Origin of the sequence: Micromonospora sp. L5, assembly GCF_000177655.2 — a bacterium.
In the GTDB taxonomy this organism is placed as follows: domain Bacteria; phylum Actinomycetota; class Actinomycetes; order Mycobacteriales; family Micromonosporaceae; genus Micromonospora; species Micromonospora aurantiaca.
On record NC_014815.1, the window covers coordinates 5,725,383 to 5,746,396 of the forward strand.

At 73.4% G+C, this 21,014-nt stretch carries 18 protein-coding genes; 6 read left to right on the forward strand and 12 right to left on the reverse strand.

What is annotated here, in order from left to right; translation table 11 throughout:
- Positions 1-3: 3 nt before the first annotated feature.
- A complete protein-coding gene (locus ML5_RS26385) occupies positions 4-1,248 on the reverse strand; it encodes an ROK family transcriptional regulator (protein ID WP_013476852.1) in 1,245 nt (414 codons plus the stop codon).
- 141 nt (positions 1,249-1,389) lie between these two features.
- Between ML5_RS26385 and ML5_RS26390 the strand changes: the two genes are divergently transcribed.
- Positions 1,390-2,769, forward strand: coding sequence for a glycosyl hydrolase family 18 protein (locus tag ML5_RS26390; RefSeq protein WP_013476853.1), 1,380 nt, complete (start codon positions 1,390-1,392; stop codon positions 2,767-2,769).
- Between the two features lie 44 nt (positions 2,770-2,813).
- On the opposite strand, the gene ML5_RS26395 is transcribed toward ML5_RS26390, so the two are convergent.
- On the reverse strand, positions 2,814-4,292 hold the full coding sequence (locus ML5_RS26395; protein WP_013476854.1) for a M1 family metallopeptidase: 1,479 nt from the start codon (positions 4,290-4,292) through the stop codon (positions 2,814-2,816).
- 82 nt (positions 4,293-4,374) lie between these two features.
- Between ML5_RS26395 and sthA the strand changes: the two genes are divergently transcribed.
- A complete protein-coding gene (gene sthA / locus ML5_RS26400; protein ID WP_013286248.1) occupies positions 4,375-5,778 on the forward strand; it encodes a Si-specific NAD(P)(+) transhydrogenase in 1,404 nt (467 codons plus the stop codon).
- A 46-nt stretch (positions 5,779-5,824) separates the two neighbouring features.
- Here sthA and ML5_RS26405 read toward each other — a convergent pair whose 3' ends face one another.
- The 7 genes from ML5_RS26405 to ML5_RS26435 are packed head-to-tail and all read right to left on the reverse strand — an operon-like array spanning position 5,825 to position 13,681.
- Positions 5,825-6,421 (reverse strand): DUF6368 family protein, encoded by a 597-nt coding sequence (locus ML5_RS26405; protein ID WP_013286247.1) that lies wholly within the window; start codon positions 6,419-6,421, stop codon positions 5,825-5,827.
- A gap of 48 nt (positions 6,422-6,469) precedes the next feature.
- A complete protein-coding gene (locus ML5_RS26410; RefSeq protein ID WP_013476855.1) occupies positions 6,470-8,257 on the reverse strand; it encodes a gamma-glutamyltransferase family protein in 1,788 nt (595 codons plus the stop codon).
- Between the two features lie 10 nt (positions 8,258-8,267).
- Positions 8,268-9,302 carry an ABC transporter ATP-binding protein gene (locus ML5_RS26415; RefSeq protein ID WP_013476856.1) on the reverse strand — a complete coding sequence of 345 codons (1,035 nt, stop codon included), beginning with the start codon at positions 9,300-9,302 and terminating at the stop codon, positions 8,268-8,270.
- Complete coding sequence (locus tag ML5_RS26420; protein WP_041784646.1) at positions 9,299-10,276, reverse strand: ABC transporter ATP-binding protein; 978 nt, start codon at positions 10,274-10,276, stop codon at positions 9,299-9,301. The genes ML5_RS26415 and ML5_RS26420 overlap by 4 nt, the downstream gene beginning before the upstream one ends.
- A 44-nt stretch (positions 10,277-10,320) precedes the next feature.
- On the reverse strand, positions 10,321-11,202 hold the full coding sequence (locus ML5_RS26425; RefSeq protein ID WP_013476858.1) for an ABC transporter permease: 882 nt from the start codon (positions 11,200-11,202) through the stop codon (positions 10,321-10,323).
- Positions 11,199-12,143 (reverse strand): ABC transporter permease, encoded by a 945-nt coding sequence (locus tag ML5_RS26430; protein WP_013476859.1) that lies wholly within the window; start codon positions 12,141-12,143, stop codon positions 11,199-11,201. Before ML5_RS26430 ends, ML5_RS26425 begins: the two co-directional genes overlap by 4 nt.
- A complete protein-coding gene (locus tag ML5_RS26435; protein ID WP_013476860.1) occupies positions 12,143-13,681 on the reverse strand; it encodes an ABC transporter substrate-binding protein in 1,539 nt (512 codons plus the stop codon). The genes ML5_RS26430 and ML5_RS26435 overlap by 1 nt, the downstream gene beginning before the upstream one ends.
- A gap of 178 nt (positions 13,682-13,859) precedes the next feature.
- On the opposite strand from ML5_RS26435, the gene ML5_RS26440 reads away from it, so the two are divergent.
- Together ML5_RS26440 and ML5_RS26445 are read left to right on the forward strand one after the other, a co-directional pair.
- Positions 13,860-15,488 (forward strand): acyl-CoA dehydrogenase family protein, encoded by a 1,629-nt coding sequence (locus ML5_RS26440; RefSeq protein WP_013476861.1) that lies wholly within the window; start codon positions 13,860-13,862, stop codon positions 15,486-15,488.
- Between the two features lie 10 nt (positions 15,489-15,498).
- Positions 15,499-16,320, forward strand: a complete 822-nt coding sequence (locus ML5_RS26445; protein ID WP_013476862.1) for an MOSC domain-containing protein — start codon at positions 15,499-15,501, stop codon at positions 16,318-16,320.
- Positions 16,321-16,373: 53 nt separating this feature from the next.
- Here ML5_RS26445 and ML5_RS26450 read toward each other — a convergent pair whose 3' ends face one another.
- Positions 16,374-16,943, reverse strand: coding sequence for a GNAT family N-acetyltransferase (locus tag ML5_RS26450; RefSeq protein WP_013476863.1), 570 nt, complete (start codon positions 16,941-16,943; stop codon positions 16,374-16,376).
- Between the two features lie 34 nt (positions 16,944-16,977).
- Between ML5_RS26450 and ML5_RS26455 the strand changes: the two genes are divergently transcribed.
- Positions 16,978-18,186, forward strand: a complete 1,209-nt coding sequence (locus tag ML5_RS26455) for a MalY/PatB family protein (RefSeq protein WP_041784288.1) — start codon at positions 16,978-16,980, stop codon at positions 18,184-18,186.
- Positions 18,187-18,222: 36 nt separating this feature from the next.
- On the opposite strand, the gene ML5_RS26460 is transcribed toward ML5_RS26455, so the two are convergent.
- A complete protein-coding gene (locus tag ML5_RS26460) occupies positions 18,223-19,314 on the reverse strand; it encodes a winged helix DNA-binding domain-containing protein (RefSeq protein ID WP_013476865.1) in 1,092 nt (363 codons plus the stop codon).
- Positions 19,315-19,334: 20 nt separating this feature from the next.
- Positions 19,335-19,913: a DinB family protein gene (locus ML5_RS26465; RefSeq protein ID WP_013476866.1), complete on the reverse strand. Its 579-nt coding sequence runs from the start codon at positions 19,911-19,913 to the stop codon at positions 19,335-19,337.
- Between the two features lie 85 nt (positions 19,914-19,998).
- Between ML5_RS26465 and ML5_RS26470 the strand changes: the two genes are divergently transcribed.
- Positions 19,999-21,003: a YafY family protein gene (locus tag ML5_RS26470; protein WP_013286234.1), complete on the forward strand. Its 1,005-nt coding sequence runs from the start codon at positions 19,999-20,001 to the stop codon at positions 21,001-21,003.
- The last annotated feature ends 11 nt before the right edge of the window (positions 21,004-21,014 follow it).

The following is a 21,014-nucleotide window of genomic DNA, read 5'->3' on the forward strand; positions in this document are numbered from 1 at the left end:
CGGTCAGTGACGCCGGCCTTGCCCCCACGCCGGAACCGGGCGGGCGGCCGGGTCGCGGGCCACGCCGCCGTCGCGCAGCAGCCGGGTCATCGGCAGGGTGGCCGCGCCCATCGCGACCGCGTCCGGTCCGAGCCGGCACAGCTCGATCGAGGTCTGCGCGTACGGCTGCCGCAGCGCGTGCCGCGCGGTGGCCTCGCGGATCGCGGGCAGGTGCCGTTCGCCCAGGGCCAGCCCGGCCCAGCCGCCGAGCACCACCCGCTCCGGGTTGAACAGGTTGACCAGGTTCGCCACCCCGGCGCCCAGGTAGCCGACCGTCTCGTCGATCACCTTCGCGGCGGTGCTGCCGGTGGAGCGCAGCAGCTCACCGAAGGCGGTCTCCTCGTCCGCGCCGGGCGCCGGGCGGCCCCGGTTGGCCTGGCGGAACCGGTCCAGCACCGCCTCCGCCCCGACGTACGCCTCCAGGCAGCCGAGGTTGCCGCAGCGGCAGCGGCGGCCTCCGTACACGATTGTGGTGTGGCCCCACTCCCCGGCGCTGCTGTGCGCGCCGCGGTAGCCGACGCCGTCGGCGACCACGCTCGCGCCGACGCCGGAGCCGACCAGGGCGACCACCGCGTGCCGGACGCCGCGGCCGGCGCCGAACCACATCTCGGCCTGGCCGAGCGTCTTCGCGCCGTTGTCCACGTGCACAGGTACGTCGGTGCCGGCGCGCAGCATCGCGCCGAGCGGCACGCCGTCCCAGCCGAGCGTCTGGGCGTGCACCACGGCGTCGGCGGTGCGCTCGACGGTGCCGGCGACGGCGACGCCGAAGCCGAGGACCGCGGCCGGGTCGACGCCCGCCTGCTCGGTGACAGCGGCGAGGCCGTGCCGCAGGTGCGCGGCGACCTGCTCGGGGTCGGGGTCGGCCGCGGCGATCGGGTACTCCGCCTTCGCCAGCGCGGTCATGCTCAGGTCGAACAACTCCACCTGGACCCGGGTCTCGCCGACGTCGGCGCCGACCAGGTAGCCGTAGCCGGGCGCGACGCGCAGCAGCACGCGGGGACGGCCGCCGTCGGACTCGACCGAGCCGGCCTCCTCGACCAGGCCCTCGTTGATCATCTCGCCGACCAGGTTGCTGACGCTGGCCAGGCTGAGCGCCGTGGACTGGCCCAGCTCGTGCCGGCTGAGCGGACCGTCCAGCCAGATCCGGGTCAGCAGGACCGACCGGTTGGCCCGGCGCATGTCACGCACCGTGGTGCGTCTGGCGTCCACGTCGCCGCCGTCCTTCCCGGCCGCCCGCGGGCGGCTTTCGTTCCTGCTTCACACCCTGAACGGGGTGGTGACAGGGTACGCCGCATTTACACTTAACAAAGTTAACTGATAACCTCCGGCGCATCGATGAGGAGGTATGTCATGCGACTCGGACGTGGGATGACCGCTCTGCTCGGTGGCGTCGCGCTGCTCGCCGCCACCGCTGCCGCCCTGCCCGCCACCGCCGCCACACCGGCCCGCGCCGTCGGCGCGCTCGTCGCCTGTGACGCGCCGGGCTGGGCCGAGGGCGTCACCTGGACCGCCGGCAGCCGGGTGACCTATAACGGCCGGCTCTACCAGGCGCTCGTCACGCACACCCCGCCCGCCGGCGCGGGCTGGAACCCGGCCGCCGTACCGGCGCTCTGGACCGACCTCGGCGCCTGCACCGGCGGCACGCCGTCGCCGAGCCCCACCACCCGGCCGCCGTCGCCCTCCCCCACCGCCTCCCCTTCCCCGACCGCCTCCCCCACGCGGACGCCGACGCCCACGCCCACTGTGTCGTCCAGCCCGACCACGCCGGGCGGAGACACCTGCGCGCTGCGGTCCCGGCCGTCCGGCAAGGTGCTTCAGGGCTACTGGGAGAACTGGGACGGCGCCGCGAACGGCGTACACCCCGGCCTCGGCTGGATCCCGATCACCGACTCCCGGATCACCGGGCACGGCTACAACGTGGTGACCGCAGCGTTCCCGGTCATCCGCGCCGACGGCACCGTGCTCTGGGAGGACGGCATGGACGCCGGCGTCAAGGTGCCCACCCCGGCGCAGGTGTGCCAGGCCAAAGCCGCCGGGCTCACAGTGCTGCTGTCCATCGGCGGCGCCACCGCCGGGATCGACCTCAGCTCCAGCGCGGTCGCCGACCGGTTCGTCGCCACCGTCGTGCCGATCCTCAAGCGGCACAACTTCGACGGCATCGACATCGACATCGAGACCGGCCTGACCGGCAGCGGGAACATCAACCAGCTCTCCCCCTCGCAGGCCAACCTGATCCGGATCATCGACGGGGTGCTGGCCCAGATGCCGGCCGGCTTCGGGCTCACCATGGCACCGGAGACCGCGTACGTCACCGGCGGCAGCGTCACCTACGGCTCGATCTGGGGCGCGTACCTGCCGATCGTCAAGAAGTACGCCGACAACGGGCGGCTGTGGTGGCTGAACATGCAGTACTACAACGGCTCGATGTACGGCTGCGCCGGTGACTCGTACCCGGCCGGCACCGTGGCCGGTTTCGTCGCGCAGACCAACTGCCTCGACGCCGGCCTGGTCGTGCAGGGCACCACCATCCGCGTACCGCTCGACCGTCAGGTCCCCGGGCTGCCCGCGCAGGTCGGCGCCGGCGGCGGCTACATGAGCCCGGCGCTGGTGGCCCAGGCGTGGAACACCTACCAGGGCCGGTTGAAGGGCCTGATGACCTGGTCGGTCAACTGGGACGGCTCGAAGGGCTGGACGTTCGCCGACAACGTCCGCTCGCTCCAGGGCCGCTGAGACGCGGCGCGGGGCCCCGCCGGACGGGCGGGGCCCGCGCCGGGTCAGCCGATCTTCTTCGGGGTGATCTTCTTCGGCGTGGTCGGGGAGTCCAGCCAGGCGTTGATCAGCGCGGTGAAGTCGCGGCCCGTCTGCTTGTTGACGAAGGCGATGAACGAGGCCCGGTCCTGCGGCGTGTTGCGCTGCTCCTGGACCCAGGCGCGGGCCAGCGCGAAGAACGCCGCGTCGCCGACCGTCCGGTGGATCTCGCGCAGCATCGCCGCCGGGCACAGGTAGACGTTCCCCTCGGCGAACCGCTTCGGATCGGGCCGGCCGGGCGGACCCAGCTTCTTGCGCAGCACGGCGTCACCCTCGCGCAGGTAACGGTCCAGGCTGGCCTCGCTGAGCTTCAGCGTCTCCTTGGTGTACAGGTCCTGGATGTACTTCGCCCAGCCCTCGTTCAGCCACAGGTCCGTCCAGGTGGTGGGCGTGACCGAGTTGCCGAACCACTGGTGGGCGTACTCGTGCAGCAGGTCGCTGCCCCAGCGGTCCCGGCGGGCCGCGGTGTTCTCGATTTTCCGGCCCATCGTGATCATCTGCTGGGTCTCCATGCCCGACGCCGAGTCCACCACCACGACGCCGCCGGAGGGGAACGGGTACGGACCGAACTTCTTCTCCAGCCAGGCCAGGTACTGCGGGGACTTCTTCAGGTACGGCAGCAGCTTGTCGTCCGCGCCCTTGCGGTACCAGTAGGTCAGCGGCACGCCGCGCGGCCCCGCCGCGGTCAGCTTCTGGTACTTCCCCACCGCGAGCGTGGTCAGGTAGGTCGCGACCGGGTCGGTGCTCCGGTAGCTGAACGTGGTGCCGGACTGGCCGGCGGGCGTGCCGCCGGCGATCGCGGACCAGCCGGCCGGCACTGTCACCCGGATGTCGTAGAGGGCCTCGTCCGACGGCTGGTCGTTCGCCGGGTACCAGGTGAACGCCCCGAACGGCTCCTGCATGGTCCAGAGGCCGCCCTCCTTGGTGACGGTGAGACCCAGGGCCTCGGTGTCCTTGCGGTGCGACGGCATCGGGGTCGTCTTCGGCCGGCCGTGGTAGGTGACCACCAGGGTCACCGGCTCGTCCGCCACCACCGGGGCGGACACGGTCAGCTTCTCCTTCGCCACCGCGCCGGGAACCGTCGCGCCGTCCAGCGTGACGCTGTCGAGCTGGTAGGGCATGAAGTCGAGAACCAGGCTCGGCGCGTCCTTCACCGGCCGGATCCGCAGCGTGGCGGTGCCGGTGAGGGTGGTGGTCGACGGCGCCCACTCCAGCGCGAGGTCGTAGTGCAGGACGTCCAGCGCGTCGGTGCCCCGGGCCGGATAGACCGGGTCGGCCACCGGCGTCGACCGCCCCGCCTGCCAGGCGGCGTAGTCGACGGCGGGCGCGGTCGGGCTCGGCGGAGTGGAGGCGGAGGGGGTCGCGGCCGGGGTGGCGGGAGCGGTGGTGCACCCGGCGACGAGCAACGGTACGAGGAGCATGATCAGGGTTACGGGGCGGCGCATCAGCGCACCCTACGGCAGTGATCGATCTTCGTGGGGGCGTCTCGGCTGGCGCGGGTTGCGAGACCCTGCGAGGCTGGCGCTCGTGTATGACTACGACCTGCTGGTGCTGGGCTCCGGACCGAGTGGACAGAAGGCGGCGATCGCCGCGGCGAAGCTGGGCCGCCGCGTCGCGATCGTGGACCGCCGCGACATGCTCGGCGGGGTGTGCATCAACACCGGCACCGTGCCCTCCAAGACGCTGCGCGAGGCGGTCCTCTACCTGACCGGGCTGAGTCAGCGCGACCTCTACGGCAGCAGCTACCGGGTCAAGGAGGACATCACCGTCGCGGACCTGGCCGCCCGCACCCAGCACGTGATCACCCGGCAGACCGACGTCATCCGCAACCAGCTGGCCCGCAACAAGGTCTCGCTGATCACCGGCACCGGCCGGTTCGCCGACGCCCACTCCGTCTGGGTCGACGCCGGCTCCGGCCGGGAGACCCGGGTCAGCTTCGACAAGGCGGTCATCGCCGCCGGCACCCGCCCGGCCCGCCCGGACAGCGTCGACTTCGACGACCGGACGATCGTCGACTCCGACGGCGTCATCAACCTCCAGGCCGTACCGCGCAGCATGGTCGTCGTCGGCGCCGGGGTGATCGGCATGGAGTACGCGTCCCTGTTCGCCGCGCTCGGCACCAAGGTGACAGTGGTCGAGCGCCGCCCGCGGATGCTCGACTTCTGCGACGAGGAGATCGTCGAATCCCTGAAGTACCACCTGCGGGACCTGTCGGTGACCTTCCGCTTCGGCGAGGAGGTGGCCGCCGTGGAGAAGCACCGCAGCGCCGCGCTCTGCGTCCTGCGCAGCGGCAAGAAGATCGCCGCCGACACGGTGATGTACTCGGCCGGGCGGCAGGGGCAGACCGACGACCTCGCGCTGGAGGCGGCCGGGCTCACCGCCGACCACCGGGGCCGGATCACCGTCGACGCCGACTACCGCACCACCGTCGAGAACATCTACGCCGTCGGCGACGTGATCGGCTTCCCCGCGCTGGCGTCCACCTCGATGGAACAGGGCCGGCTGGCCGCCCAGCACGCCTGCGGCGAACCGGCGCGCGGCATGTCGGACCTGCAACCGATCGGCATCTACACCATTCCGGAGATCAGCTTCGTCGGGAAGACCGAGGAGGAGCTGACGGATGCGTCCGTCCCGTTCGAGGTGGGCATCGCCCGCTACCGGGAGCTGGCCCGGGGGCAGATCGTCGGCGACTCGTACGGCATGCTGAAACTGCTGGTCTCACCCGAGGACGGGCGGCTGCTCGGGGTGCACGTGTTCGGCACCGGCGCCACCGAGATCGTCCACATCGGGCAGGCCGTGATGGGCTGCGGCGGCACAGTCGACTACCTGCTGGACGCCGTCTTCAACTACCCGACGCTGGCGGAGGCGTACAAGGTGGCCGCCCTCGACGCCGCCAACAAGATCCGCAACATCACCCGGATCGACACCTGACCCTGCCCTCTCCCTGGGCCGGCTCGACGTCGCCAGACTCGTCGCGCTACTTCACCATGCGAAATTGTGGATGCGTCAACCAAACTGTCAGGAGATCGGGCTCGACGACGTGGTAGATGTGCCGGGTGCCACCGGCGGCCACGTAGGGGATCTCGTGCCATGCCCCGCCGAGCATCCTGAGGGTCTCCCGGGATCCGGCCCACCACTCCTCGATCCCGGTACCGGCCTCGACGGCATCGAGGACGCGGACTCTCGCCGGAGGTGGGACCGGTAGTGGACCGGTGAGATCGATCAGGCCGCCGTACCGGTGCGCTATCGCTACCGCGAGATGCGCCAGGAACCGGTGGTCGTCCACGCCGTTCGTCGCCGAGGCCAGAACGACCTCTGTCGCGGGCCGGAACCCGGCGGCGCGCGCCAGAAATGTTGCCTCGTCCGGATCCTCCACGTCCCAGTCATCCGGCTCGACCAGCATCGGCCCGGTAACCGGTGACTCAGCCTGCCAGCCCAAGCGGGACGGCTCTCGGAGCAGCCACCAGTCGCCGGTCTGGTTGGTGAGCGCCTCCGCCAGCCAGACCCGGAACAGTTCGACATGCGAAGCGGTCCACGGATCGGGCAGCAGGACTGCGACACAGGGCCCGGCCACGGCCCCATCATGCCCGTACGCCCACGGCCGGGCTCAGGGGAGGGTGGGTCAGCGGCCTGTGGCGTAGCCCTGGGCGCCTCGGGGGTTCGCCGCCGCGGAGAGGACCCCGGTGCGCGGGTCGCGCGTCACCGCGCACATGCGGCCCAGGCTCCACGGGCCGGACAGGCGGACGGTGTGGCCCCTTGCGCGCAGGCCCGCCAGCACGTCGCCGTCGATCCGGTCCTCCAGCACCAGCACGCCCGGCTCGACCTCGCGTGGATAGAACGACGCGGGGAAGCTCGTCGTGTGCCACGTCGGCGCGTCGATCGCCTCCTGCAACTCCCGTCCTCCGGCCAGGTGCCGCAGCAGGAACAGCAGCTGCCACTGGTCCTGCTGGTCGCCACCGGGCGTGCCGCAGGCCATCACCGGCTCGCCGTCGCGGAGCACGAGCGTCGGGCTGAGCGTGGTACGCGGACGCCGCCCCGGCCGCAGCGTGGAGGCGAGCCCCTCCTCCAGCCAGCACATCTGCAACCGGCTGCCGAGCGGGAAGCCCAGCTCCGGGATGACAGGTGAACTCTGCAGCCAGCCACCGCTGGGCGTGGCGGAGACGATGTTGCCCCACCGGTCCACCACGTCGACGTGGCAGGTGTCGCCGCGGGTCACGCCGTCCGCCCGTACCGTGGGTTCGCCGGTGCTCGGATCCTGCGGGACGGTCCGGCGGTCCACGTCGGCGTGCAGGTGGGACGGGAGCCGGGGCGGCTCGCCCGCCGGGCTGCCGGGGCGCAGCGTCGTGTCGGCACGGTCGCCGACCAGCGCGGCCCGCGCACGGGCGTAGTGGGCCGACAGCAGCGCGGAGCCCGGCACGTCGGTGTCGCCGTACCACGCCTCCCGGTCGGCGAACGCGAGCTTCAGCGCCTCGGCCTGCGCGTGGATGCCCTCCAGGCTCGACGGGTCGTGGACACGCGGGTCGTCGAGCGCGTCCAGGAGGGAGAGCGTCTGGAGCAGCACCGGGCCCTGGCCCCAGAAGCCGGTCTTGGCGATCGTGTGCCCGTGCCAGTCCAGCGTGACCGGTTCCTCCCAGGTGGCCGACCATCCGGCCAGGTCGTCGCCGGTGACCAGCCCGGCGTGCGCACGCCCGCTGGAGTCGCGGAACGGCAGCCGGCTGAACGCGTCGATCGCCTCGGCGACGAAACCCTCCCGCCAGGCGCGCCGGGCCGCCTCGATCTGCGCCTCCCGGTCCGCACCGGCGGCCCGTCCCGCGTCGACGAGGCGGCGCAGCGTGTCCGCGTACGCCGGGTTGGTGACCATCTCCCCCGGCGCGGGCGGGCGGCCGTCGCGGAGCCAGAGGCGCGCGGAGGTCGGCCAGTGGTCGGTGAACAGCGAACGGACCCGCGCGACGGTCTGCCCGGCCGGGCCGACCAGCGGATGGCCTGCGGCGGCGTAGCCGATCGCCGGTTCCAGCACCTCGGCGAGCGTTCGGGTGCCGTGGTCGCGCAGCAGCAACAGCCAGGCGTCGACAGCGCCCGGCACGACGGCGGCGAGCGGACCGGCGCCCGGCACGAGGTCCAGGCCGAGCGACCGGAAGTGGGCGACCGTCGCGGCCGCAGGGGCCGGGCCCTGACCGCACAGCACCCGCGGGGTGGGGTCGGTCGCGGTGGCGAGGACCGCGGGCACCTCGCCGGCCGGGCCGTTGAGGTGCGGCTCCACGACGTGCAGCACGAACCCGGCGGCCACCGCGGCGTCGAAGGCGTTGCCGCCGCGTTCCAGCACGCCCATCGCGGACTGGCTGGCCAGCCAGTGCGTGGAGGAGACCATGCCGAACGTGCCGCGCAACGTCGGCCGGGTGGTGAACGCCATGGGCGCGAGCCTACGGCGTGCCGGCGGCGTCGGCGTGCGTCGTCGCCGCCTCCCCCACGCCGCCGTCCCGGTCGCCGTCGAGCGGGAACAGGCACGCCGCGTGGTGGCCCGTGCCGACCTCGGCGAGCGCCGGATCGGTCTCGGCGCACGCGGGGCGGGCCTGGGGGCATCGGGTACGGAAGCGGCAACCGCTCGGCGGGTCCACCGGGCTCGGGATGTCGCCGGTGAGCACGATCCGGCGGCGCTCCCGCTCCACGCGGGGGTCGGCCACCGGCACCGCGGAGAGCAGCGCCGCCGTGTAGGGGTGCGCCGGGTGCCGGTAGATCCGCTCGGGTGGGCCGGTCTCGACGATGCGGCCCAGGTACATCACCGCGATCCGGTCGCTCATGTGCTCGACGGCGGCCAGGTCGTGCGCGATGAACAGGTAGGTCAGCCCCAGGTCGCGTTGCAGGTGCCGGAGCAGGTTCATGATCTGCGCCTGCACGCTCAGGTCCAGCGAGGCGATCGGCTCGTCCAGGACGATCAGGTCCGGCTCGCCGGCCAGCGCCCGGGCCACGCCGACGCGCTGGCGTTGGCCGCCGGACAGCTCGTGCGGATACCGGCCGGCGGTGTCGGCGCGCAGACCGACCAGGTCCAGCAGCTCCGCGACCCGGTCCCGCCGGGCGGCGGCGGACGTGGCGAGCCGGTGCACGATCAGCGGCTCGGCGATGCTGTCGCCGACCGTCCGGCGTGGATCGAGCGACGCCTGCGGATCCTGGAAGACCATCGCGACGTGGCGGCGCGTCGCGCGCAGGCGGCGGCGCGACCAGCGGGTCACGTCCGCGCCGGCCACCCGGACCCGTCCGGCGGTCGGGTCGACCAGCCGCAGCAGCGCCAGGCCGGCCGTGGACTTGCCGCTGCCCGACTCGCCGACCAGCCCGAGCGTCTCGCCCCGGCGTACGGCGACGCTGACGCCGTCCACGGCGCGGACGGTTCCGGCCGGGGTCGGGAAGTGCACCTTCAGGTCGTCCAGCTCGGCGACCACGTCCGGGGTGTCGGCGCTCATCCGGCCTCTCCACGGTAGAAGGTGCGGACCGTGTGCCCGTCGCCGACCGGCGTCAGCGGGGGCAGCTCGTGCTCGCAGCGGGGGTCGGCGCGTACCGGGCAGCGCGGCCAGAACGCGCAGCCGGGCGGCAGGTCCAGCGGGCTCGGCGGCGAACCGGGGATGGCGACCAGGTCCTCGCCGCGGCGTGACGGGTCCGGCCGGGCCGCCAGCAGCGCCCGGGTGTACGGATGGGTGGGCGTGTCGAACACCGCGTCGACGGGGCCCTGCTCGACGATCCGCCCGCCGTACATGACCGCCACGGTGTCCGCGATGCCTGCCACCACGCCCAGGTCGTGGGTGACCCAGACGACGGCGGTGCCCAGCCGGGCCTGGAGGTCGGCGACCAGTTCGATGATCTGCGCCTGCGTGGTGACGTCGAGCGCGGTGGTCGGCTCGTCGGCGATCAGCAGGTCCGGCTCGCAGGCGAGCGCCATGGCGATGGCGACGCGCTGGCGCATGCCGCCGGAGAACTGGTGCGGGTACGCGTCGACGCGCCGCGCGGCCGACGGGATGCCCACCAGTTCCAGCAGCTCCACCGCCCGGTCGCGGGCGGCGCGGCGGGTCAGCCCCAGGTGCTCCTCGGCCGCCTCGGTGACCTGCCGGCCCACCGGCAGCACCGGGTTGAGCGAGGTCATCGGGTCCTGGAAGACGAACCCGACGTGCCGGCCGCGTACCTTGCGGCGGCGGTCGTCGGGCAGCGCGGTCAGCTCCGTGTCGAGCAGCCGGACCCGGCCGGTGACTGTGGCGGCGCGCGGGGCGAGGCCGGTGGCGGCGAGCAGGGTCATGCTCTTGCCGCTGCCGGACTCGCCGACCAGCGCGAACGTCTCCCCCTGCCGCACCTGCCAGGACACCCCGGCGACGGCACGGACCGGGCCGCGGCGGGTGCCGACTGTGACGGTGAGGTCGTCCACTGACAGCACCGTCGAGTCGGTCATGGTGGGGTGCCGGCGCTGGCTCGGCATGGGCTCGGTGCGCTCGCTCATGGGGTGCTCCTGCGGGCCTCGCCCAGGGTGAGCTGGCGCGGGTCGAGCACGTCGCGCAGCGCGTCGCCGACCAGGTTGAACGCCAGTACGGTGAGGAAGATCGCCGCGCCCGGGAACACGCCCAGCCACCACGCGTCGGTGACGAAGCCGCGCCCGTCGAACAGCATCCGGCCCCAGGCCGGCGCGGGCGGCTGGATGCCGAGGCCGAGGAAGGACAGCGCGGCCTCGGAGAGGATCGCGAACGCCAGCGACAGCGACGTCTGCACGATCAGCGGCGCGGCGATGTTCGGCAGCACGTGCCGGCGCATGATGCGCAGGTCGGACGCGCCGATGGAGACGGCGGCCCGGACGAACACCTGCTCGCGTACGGACAGGACGCCGGCGCGGGTGATCCGGGCGAAGATGGGCGTGTAGACCACGCCGATGGCGACCATGGCGGTGAGCAGGCCGGGGCCGAGCACCGCCACGATGGCGACCGCCAGCAGCAGCACCGGGAACGCGAACAGCACGTCCATGCAGCGCATGAGCACGCTGTCCAGCCAGCCCCGGTAGTAGCCGGCGAACAGTCCGAGCGTCACGCCGGCGACCAGCGCGATGCCGACGCTGACGGCGCCGACCTGCAGTGACACGCGGGCGGCGACGAGCACCCGGCTGAGCACGTCGCGGCCCAGTTCGTCGGTGCCGAACGGGTGCGCGCCGCTGGGTGGGCGCAGCATCTGGTCCACGTCGACGTCGTTGACGCCGGCCGGCGCGAGCCACGGGCCGGCCACACCGACCACCACGAGCAGTACGAGCACGATCGTGCCGCCGACGGCGAGCGGGTCGCGGCGCAGCGCGTCCAGGACGCGGCGTCCGGTGCTCTCGGTCGTGGCGCTCACTTGACCGTGATCCTCGGGTCGAGGCGGGCGTAGAGGATGTCCACCAGCAGGTTGACCAGCAGAAACAGGGCTGCGACGAGCAGCACCGCGCCCTGCAGGACGGGATAGTCGCGGGCCTGCACGGCGTCGAAGGTGAGCCGGCCGATGCCGGGCCAGGCGAACAGCACCTCGATCACGATGACGCCGCCGAGCAGGCTGGCGAGCTGCACCGCGACCACAGTGACCACCGGGATGAGCGCGTTGCGCAGCACGTGCCGCACGATCACCACCCGGTTGCGCAGCCCTTTCGCCTCGGCGGTCCGCACGTAGTCGGCGGAGAGCACCTCCAGCACGGAGGAGCGGATGAACCGGGTGAGGATCGACGCGGTGACCAGGCCGACGGTGACCGCCGGCAGCGCCACGTGGGTGGCCCACCTGCCGGGGTCGTCGGTCAGCGCCACGTAACCGGACGGGGGCAGCCAGCCGAGCACCCCGGCGAACAGCAGGATGCCCATGATGCCCATCCAGAAGTCCGGCACGGAGACGCCGAACTGGCTGAACACGCGGGCGGCGTGGTCGACCGCGGAGCCGCTGCGTACCGCCGCGACGATGCCCAGCGGGAACGCGACGAGCAGCGCGAACACCACGGCGGTGACGGCGAGCGACAGCGTGGCGGGCAGCCGTTCCAGCACGATCTGGCTCACCGGCTGGCCGGTGCGGAAGCTGACCCCCAGGTCACCGGTGAGCGCGTGCCCCAGGTAGCTGGCGTACTGCACCGGCAGCGGCTGGTCGAGGCCGGCGCGTTCCCGCAGCGCCTCGTACGTCTGCGGGTCGAACCGGGTGCCGAGCGCCACCCGGACCGGGTCGCCCGGCACCAGTTGCAGCAGCAGGAACACCACGAGCGTGACGCCGACCAGCACGACCGCCGACTGGAGGACCCGCCGCAGGACGAAGCGGGCCATCACTTCGCCAGGGCGACCGACCGGAACCGGATCGCCCGGTCGGTGCGCACGTCGTAGCCGGAGACCTTCTTCGACCAGCCCTGCACCACGTCCGGGTTGTAGAGGTAGAGGTAGCTGGCGTCGTCGACGATCTGCTTCGCCGCCTGCTCGTACGCCTGCTTGCGGGCGCCCTGGTCGGTCTGGGTACGGGCGTCGTCGAGCAGCTTGTCGACCGCCGGGTTCTTGTACTTGTGGAAGTTGAACGTGCCGCCGCTGTGGTGCTGGGCGTAGTAGAACTCGTCCGGGTCGATGTTGCCGAGCCAGCCGAGCATGAACCCGTCGAAGTTGCCCTTCGCCTGCTCATCGAGCCACTGGGCGAAGTCCAGCGTACGGATCTTGACGGTGATGCCGACGTCCTTGAGCTGCGCGGCGATGACCTGCGCGGCGGTGACCGTCTCCGGGTACTCGCTGGTGACCATCAGGTCCATGGTCAGGTTGCTCACGCCGGCCTGGCCGAGCATCTGCTTCGCCTTGCCCGGGTCGTGGCTGTAGGGCGCGTAGTCGTAGTAGAACGCGCTGGCCTTCGGGATCGCGGTCTGGTTGACGGTGGCGAGCCCGAACTTGGCCGCCTTGGTGATCGCCTCGCGGTCCAGCGCGTAGCCGATGGCGCGCCGCACCTCGGGGTTGTCGAACGGCTTGCGGGCCTCGTTGAGCGCCACGTACCAGTAGTCGGTGGAGGCCGCCGACGTCACCACCGGGTCGTCGCCGTCCTGCAACGACTTCACCTGCTGGGGCGGCAGGTTGTCGGTCCACTGGACCTGGCCGCTGCGCAGGTTCTGCAACGCCACCGTCGGGTCCTTGACGAAGGTGAACGTGACGCCGTCCAGCTTCGGCTTCTCCCCCCAGTACGAGTCGTTGCGGACCAGCTTGACGCTGTCGCCGGAGGTGTAGCCGGCCACCTTGAACGGGCCGCTGCCGACTGGCGCGGTCTTCACCGCGCCGGACTCGACGTTGGACTTCTCCACGATCGCCACGCCCTTGAAGCCGCCCAGGTTGGCGAGCAGGTTCGGCGTGGGCGCGCTGAGCGTCACCACCACTGTGGCCGGGTCGGGCCCGGTGACCGACTTGACGGTGGCGAACTTGTACGCGTTGTTCAGCTTCTCCTTGATGATCCGCTCGTACGAGTAGACGACGTCCTCGGAGGTCAGCGGCGACCCGTCGGAGAACGTGACGCCCTCGCGCAGCGTGAACGTCCAGGTGAGCTGGTCGTCGCTGGTGGTCCACTTCGTCGCCAGCGACGGCACCATCTTGAGGTCGGCGTCCGGCTCGACGAGCGTGTCGTAGACGTTCTCCAGCACCTGGAAGCTGTAGTACGCCGAGGTCTTGTGCGGGTCGAGCTGGTCCGGCTCGCCGCCGATCGCGGCGTTGAGGACACCACCGGCGCCGCCGGCGTTCCCCCCGCCGCCGACGTCGACCGCCTCGCCGCCGGTGCATCCGGACAGGACGCCGACTGTCAGTGTGAGTGCGGCACCGAGCACACCGAGCTTTTTCCTGGACACAGGCCCCCCTAGCCACTTCCCGGACAAAAGAAAGTTTCGGCGAGTCTTCTCCCCGAGCGGGATGATGTCAACGAATACCGCCAAAGTGACTGGTCGGCCGCCGCTTGCCGGTGCGGAGTGAACGGTGGTTCAATCCGGGCCCCGACCCGATCCGCCACCAGCGCTGGGAGTTGCCGCCGTGACCACACACGAGGTCGTCAACCAGGTCCCGCCGATGGTCGGCCACGACACCGCCGACGACCCGGCGCTGCGCGACGGGGTGGCCCGCGAGGGCGCCGGCTGGGCGCTGCCCGGGCTGCACGAGCTGGGCCGGCTCGCCGGTGGCGAGGAAGCCGCCGAGCACGGTCGGCTCGCCAACGAGCACCCGCCGGTGCTACGCACCCACGACCGGTACGGCCACCGCATCGACGAGGTGGAGTTCCACCCGTCCTGGCACGAGCTGATGCGTACCGCCGTCGGTCACGGCCTGCACGCCGCGCCGTGGGCCGACGACCGGCCGGGCGCGCACGTGGCCCGGGCCGCCGGCTTCTACCTGTGGCGGCCCGACGCCGGGCACGGCTGCCCGATCTCGATGACCTACGCGGCGGTGCCCGCGCTGCGGCACAGCCCGGACCTGGCCGCCCGGTACGAGCCGCTGCTCACCACCCGCGAGTACCACTTCGGGCTGCGCCCGCCGCAGACCAAGCGCGGCCTGCTCGCCGGCATGTCGATGACCGAGAAGCAGGGCGGCTCGGACGTCCGCGCCAACACCACCACGGCCCGGCCCGAGCCGGACGGCAGCTACCGGCTCGTCGGGCACAAGTGGTTCACCTCGGCGCCCATGTGCGACCTGTTCCTCACCCTCGCCCAGGCGCCCGGCGGTCTCACCTGCTTCCTGGTCCCCCGGGTGCTGCCCGACGGCACCCGCAACCCGATGCGGCTGATGCGGCTCAAGGACAAGCTCGGCAACCGCTCCAACGCCTCCGCCGAGGTCGAGTACGAGCACGCGGTGGCGTGGCGCGTCGGCGACGAGGGCCGGGGCGTGCGCACCATCATCGACATGGTCAACCTGACCCGGCTCGACTGCGTGATCGGCGCGGCGGCCGGGATGCGCCACGGCGTGACCACAGCCGTGCACCACGCCACCCACCGGCGGGCGTTCGGCGACTACCTGGCCGACCAGCCGCTGATGCGCAACGTGCTGGCCGACCTGGCGGTGGAGTCCGAGGCGGCCACCGTCCTGATGGTCCGGCTGGCCGGCGCGACCGACCGGTCCGCGCGCGGCGACGACGGCGAGACGGCGTTCAAGCGCCTCGCCCTCGCCGTCGGCAAGTACTGGGTGTGCAAGCGCTGGCCGGGGCACGCCGCCGAGGCGCTGGAGTGCCTGGGCGGCAACGGCTACGTGGAGGAGTCCGGCATGCCGCGGCTGTTCCGCGAGTCGCCGCTGAACTCGATCTGGGAGGGTTCCGGCAACGTCGCCGCGCTCGACGTGCTGCGCGCGCTCACCCGGGAACCGCAGGTGCTCGCCGCGTACGAGGCGGAGGTGGCCGCCGCGGCCGGCGCGGACGCCCGGCTGGACGCCGCGGTGCGCCGGGTGCGCGACGAACTGGCCGACCACACCGACCTGGAGCTGCGCGCCCGGCGGGTGGTCGAGCGGCTGGCGCTGGTGCTCCAGGGCGCGCTGCTGGTGCGCCACGGCCACCCGGCGGTCGCCGACGTGTTCTGCGCGTCCCGGCTCGACGGCGACCACGGGCAGGCGTACGGGACGCTGCCGGGCGGACTGGACCTCGCCGCGATCATCGACCGCGCCACTCCCAAGATCGGCTGAGTGCGTGGTGATGCGACTCGCCTCGGTACACCTGTATCCGGTCAAGTCCCTCGGCGGCGTCGACGTCGACCGGGCCGATGTCCAGCCGTGGGGGTTGCGTCACGACCGCCGCTGGCTGGTGCTGCGCCCGGACGGCCGCAAACTGGGCTCGACCGCCCTGCCGGCGCTGCTCGGCCTGACCGCCGCGCCCGGCTCCGGGTCGATCACGCTCACCGCCCGCGACGGGTCGTCGCTGACAGTCGCCGAGCCGGTGGACGGGCCACCGGTCCCGACCGACGTGTCCCGGCTGGACACGGTCCGGCTCGCCGCCGACGAGGCCCACGACTGGCTCTCCGCGCGGCTGGGCCGGCCCGTACGGCTGGCCTGGCTGGACGATCCGCGCCGCCGGCCGATGTCGGCCGAGCACGGCGGCGGGCCCGGCGATCCGCTGAACCTGTCCGACGCCGGGCCGCTGCTGGTCGCCACGGCGCCGTCGCTGCGGCGGCTGCGGGACTGGATCGTCGAGGGCGCGCTGGAACGCGGCGAGCCCGCGCCGGAGCCGCCGGCGATGGCCCGGTTCCGCCCGACTGTGGTGCTGGACGGGCCGTTCGAACCGTTCGCCGAGGACGGCTGGAGCCGGGTACGCATCGGCGCCGTCGACTTCCGGGTGTCCGAACGCTGCGACCGCTGCTCGGTGACGCTCATCGACCCGGAGACGCTCGCGACCGGGAAGGAGCCGATCCGCACGCTGGCCCGGCACCGCCGCTACGACGGCAAGACGTGGTTCGGCATCCGCCTGGTCCCGCTGACCACCGGCGAGATCCGGGCCGGCGACGAATGCGAGGCGACATGACCGCCCGCCGTTCGACACCGTGCTGCTCGCCGGGGCGGGTGGACTGAGCGCGGTCAGCCCGGCCTGACCGGCCGGGACCGCCACTCGTCCGCCAGGATCGCGTAGACGAGCTGGTCGGCCCAGCCGTCCCGGAACCGGTAGCTGCGCACGTGCCGTGCCTCCCGCCGCATGCCGAGCCGGGCCATCAGGCGGGCCGACGGCTCGTTGTCCGCGTGGCAGCGGGCCACCACCCGGTGCAGCCCGAACCCGCCGAAACCCCAGTCCAGCAGCGCGCCGGCCGCCTCCGTGGCCAGCCCCCGGCCGCCGTGGCCGGGGTGGAAGACGTACCCCAGCTCGGCGGTGCGGTCCGCCGCGCTGCGCCACACCAGCTCGACCGCGCCGATCACCCGCGCTTCGCGCACCACGGCGAGCGTCACGCAGTCGCCCTCCGCGCGCAGCGCGTCCTCGCCGGCCATCGCGGTCACCGACGACAGGGACTCCGCCCGGGTACGCGGCGCGGCGCCGGCCATCCAGCGGACCACGTCCGGGCGGCGCTGCCAGGCGTGCACGTCGTCGAGGTCGCCGAGCGTGACCGGGCGCAGCAGCAGCCGGGGCGTGCGCAGCGGGTACGCCGGGTGGGTCATCGGGCGATGGTAGGAGGTACCTAGTGTGGGCCGCATGGTCGTTTCCGCCGACGAGGGCAATCCGCTCACCCAGCTCACGCTCGACCAGCTCCGGCAGCGCACCAGCGTGAAGTGGCGGCTGTACCCGCCGGACGTGCTGCCGCTGTGGGTGGCCGAGCAGGACGTGCCGCTCGCGCCGCCGGTGGCCGAGGCGCTGCGCCGGGCGGTCGAGCTGGGCGACACCGGCTACGCGTTCGGCACCGGGTACGCCGAGGCGGTCGGCGGGTTCGCCGCGCAGCGGTGGGGCTGGGCCGACTTCCCGGTCGGCCGGACCACACTGGTGCCGGACGTGATGATGGGCACGGTCGAGGTACTGCGCCTGGTCACCGGCCCGGGCGACGCGGTGGTGGTCACTCCCCCGGTCTACCCGCCGTTCTACGCGTTCGTCACCAACGCCGGCCGGCAGGTCCTCGAGGCGCCGCTCGGCGCGGACCTGCGGCTCGACCCGGCCGCGCTGGAGGAGGCGTTCCGCCGGGCCCGCGCGATCGGCGAGCGGCCGGCGTTCCTGCTCTGCAACCCGCACAACCCTACGGGTGTGGTGCACCGGCCGGACGAGCTGGCCACCGTCGCCGAGCTGGCCGCCCGGCACGGCGTACGGGTGGTGGCCGACGAGATCCACGCGCCGTTGGCGCTGCCCGGCGCGCGGTTCACGCCGTACCTGACGGTGCCGGGCGCGGAGAACGCGTTCGCGCTGGTGTCGGCGTCGAAGGCGTGGAACCTGGCCGGGCTCAAGGCGGCGCTGGCGGTCGCCGGGCCGGACGCGGCGGACGACCTGGCGCGGATGCCGGAGGAGGTCAGCCACGGACCCAGTCACCTCGGGGTGCTCGCGCACACCGCCGCGTTCCGCGCCGGCGGGCCGTGGCTGGACCGGCTGCTCGACGGCCTCGACGCGAACCGGGCGCTGCTCGGATCACTGCTGGCCGAGCACCTTCCGACCGTGTCGTGGCAGCCGCCCGAGGGCACGTACCTGGCCTGGCTGGACTGCCGGCGCCTCGGCGTACCCACCGAGGCGGGCGACGGACCGGGCGTGGCGAGCGACCTGGCCGGTCCGGCGCGGATGTTCCTCGACCGGGCCCGGGTGGCGCTCAGCTCCGGGCACGTCTTCGGCTCCGGTGGCGCCGGGTTCGTGCGGCTCAACTTCGCCACCTCCCCCGCCATGCTCACCGAGGCGGTCATCCGGATGGGCCGCGCGGTGCGCGCCTGACCGGCGGCCAGCGCGCTCGCGCGCCTTACCAGCGGCTCAACGGGCGACGACGCGTACCCCCTGGTTGTCGCCCTCGGACAGGAACGACGCCACGGTGCCGCCCTCGGCGGTGACGGCCGTGCGCTCGGCGCGGGTGAACGCGCGCAGCGGCGTGACCACCACGACGCCCGCGTCGACCGTCCAGGTGGCGGCGACCCGGCCGTCGACGAGCACGAACCGGGCACCCGCGACGGAGAGGTTGCGGTGGGCGTCGTCGATGATCCGGCTCCGGTCGTGGTAGCCGAGCACAGCGTTGTCGAAGGCGGGCAGGAACCGTACCGGCGCGGGGGTGTCCGGGTCGGGCCGGGGCGCGCCGGGCAGGTCCAGCAGCGTGCGGCCGCGCGCGTCCCGGAAGGCCACCAGCTCGTCGCGGACCGCCGCCACCGCCGCGGGCAGCCCGGCGAGGCCGCACCAGGCGCGCAGGTCCGCCGACGCGGCCGGACCGAACGCGGCCAGGTAGCGCCGCACCAGCGCCCGCCCGGCCGGGTCGTCGCCGTCCGGGCCGGGCGGGTCGGCGTCGCGGCCCAGCCACCGGGCCAGAGCGACGGTACGGACACCGGCGGTGGCCCGCCACAGTCCGCGCGGCGGGGCCTGCACGGCCGGCACCAGCGCGAGCACGATCTCGCCGAGCGCCCGCCGGTCGGTCTCCGGCCAGCGCGCGGCTAGCGCCCCCACGATCTCGGCGGTGGTGCGCGGCTCGCCGTCGGCGAGGACCTCCCGGGCCGCCGCGGCGAGTTCGTCGAGGTCGACCCCGTCGAACTCGCCGCGGTAGACGCCCAGCACCCGTTGCCGCAGCATCGCGTCGTGCCGGGACCGCCAGGCCAGCACGTCGTCCGCGGCGAGCAGGTGCACGGTGCGGCGCATGAGGTGGGTACGCACCAGGCGGCGGCGCACCAGCAGGTCCGACAGGACCGCCGGGTCGAAGGCCCGCAGCCGCGACCAGAGCCCGACGTACGGCTCCTGCGGCTCCTGGGCCTGCAACCCGCACAGGTGCGTCACGGCGCCCGCCACCGGCAGGTCGGCGCGCTCCAGCAGCAGTTGCCGGGCGAGCGTGGCCCGGTTGAGCATCAGCTGGTCGAGCACTGTCATCGCTGCGGTCTCCGGCCCGCTCAGGTGGTGGTCTGCCCGTCGATGCTCTCGCGCAGGATGTCGGCGTGCCCGGCGTGCTGGGTGGTCTCGGCGATGACGTGGATCAGCACCCGCCGGATGCTGCGGACCGAACCGAGCTCGTTCCACGGCGCGTCCGGCACCGGCCAGGTCGCCGACAGGTCCTCGACGCCGGCCACGATCTCCTCGGTACGGGCGGCGATGCGGGCGTACCGGTCCAGGATGGCCGGCAGCGTGTCCTCGGGCAGCATCTGGAAGTCCTGTCCCCGCTCGATCGCCCACTGCGGCAGCTCGCGGGCCTGCCCGGACATGAAGTCCTCCCAGGTGACGCCCTCGGGCATGGCGAAGGACATCGCCGACGGGCCCTCGACCACGAACCGCAGCCACGCCTCCTCGGTGGACGCGACGTGCTTGATCAGGCCGCCCAGGCAGAGCGCGCTGACAGTCGGCTTCTGCGCGGCCTGCTCGTCGGTGAGGCCGCGCACCGTGTTGATCAGCATGTTCCGGGCCTCGGCGAGCTCGGCCAGCAGGTCGGTCCGCTCGGCGTCGAGGGTGGTGGGGGTCGTGGTGGTGCCGGTCATCGTCATCGTTCCTTCCGGTCCTGATCGGGTACGGGTCCACCCTCGCAGGCATAGCGGTCAGGAAGTGTCCTCTTCTCGCGGCAGAATGCGTGGCGTGCCGAAGACTTCCGCCCGACTGCTCTCCCTGCTGTCCCTGTTGCAGGCGCGACGCGACTGGCCCGGGTCGCTGCTCGCCGAACGGCTGCGGGTCAGCCCGCGAACCGTGCGTCGCGACGTCGACCGGCTGCGCGAGCTGGGCTATCCGATCGAGAGCGCCAAGGGGCCGGACGGCGGCTACCGGCTGGGCGCCGGTTCCGCGCTGCCGCCGCTGCTCTTCGACGACGAGCAGGCGGTCGCGCTCACAGTGGCGTTGCAGACCGCCGCCGGCGGCGTGACCGGCATCGAGGAGGCGGCGGCGCGGGCGCTGACCACTGTGCGGCAGGTGATGCCGGCGCGGCTGCGGCACCGGGTGGACGCGCTGCGGGTCGTCGACGTGCAACGCGCCGATACGCCCTCCCGGCACCGGGTGGAACCGGCGCTGCTGATGACGTTGAGCGCCGCCGTGCACGCCCGCGAGGAGCTGCGCTTCGACTACGAGTCGGTGTCCACGACGCCGCCGGTCGCGGGCCGGCCGCCGCGCCGGGTGCAACCACACCACCTGGTCACCTGGGGTGGGCGCTGGTACCTCGTCGCCTGGGATCTCGACCGCGACGACTGGCGCACGTTCCGGGTCGACCGGATCAGCCCGCGTACGCCCACCGGCCCCCGGTTCACGCCCCGCGAGCTGCCCGGCGGGGACGTGGCCGCGTACGTCGCCGGCCGGTTCAAGGGCGCCACCGGGCCGGGTGACTGGCCCTGCCGGGGCGAGGTGATCCTCGACCTGCCCGCCCGCGTGGTGTCCGGGTGGACCCGCGACGGGATCGTCGAGGCGCTGGGCCCGGACCGTTGCCGGCTGGTGCTGGGCGCCTGGTCGTGGCCCGGGCTGGCCGCCGTGCTCGGCCGCTACGACGCCGACATCGAGGTGGTCGGGCCGCCGGAGCTGCGCGAGGCGTTCGCCCGTCTGGCCCGCCGCTACGCCGCAGCGGCAGAGGGCCCGCGCCCGCCTCGGTAGCCAGGCCGGCC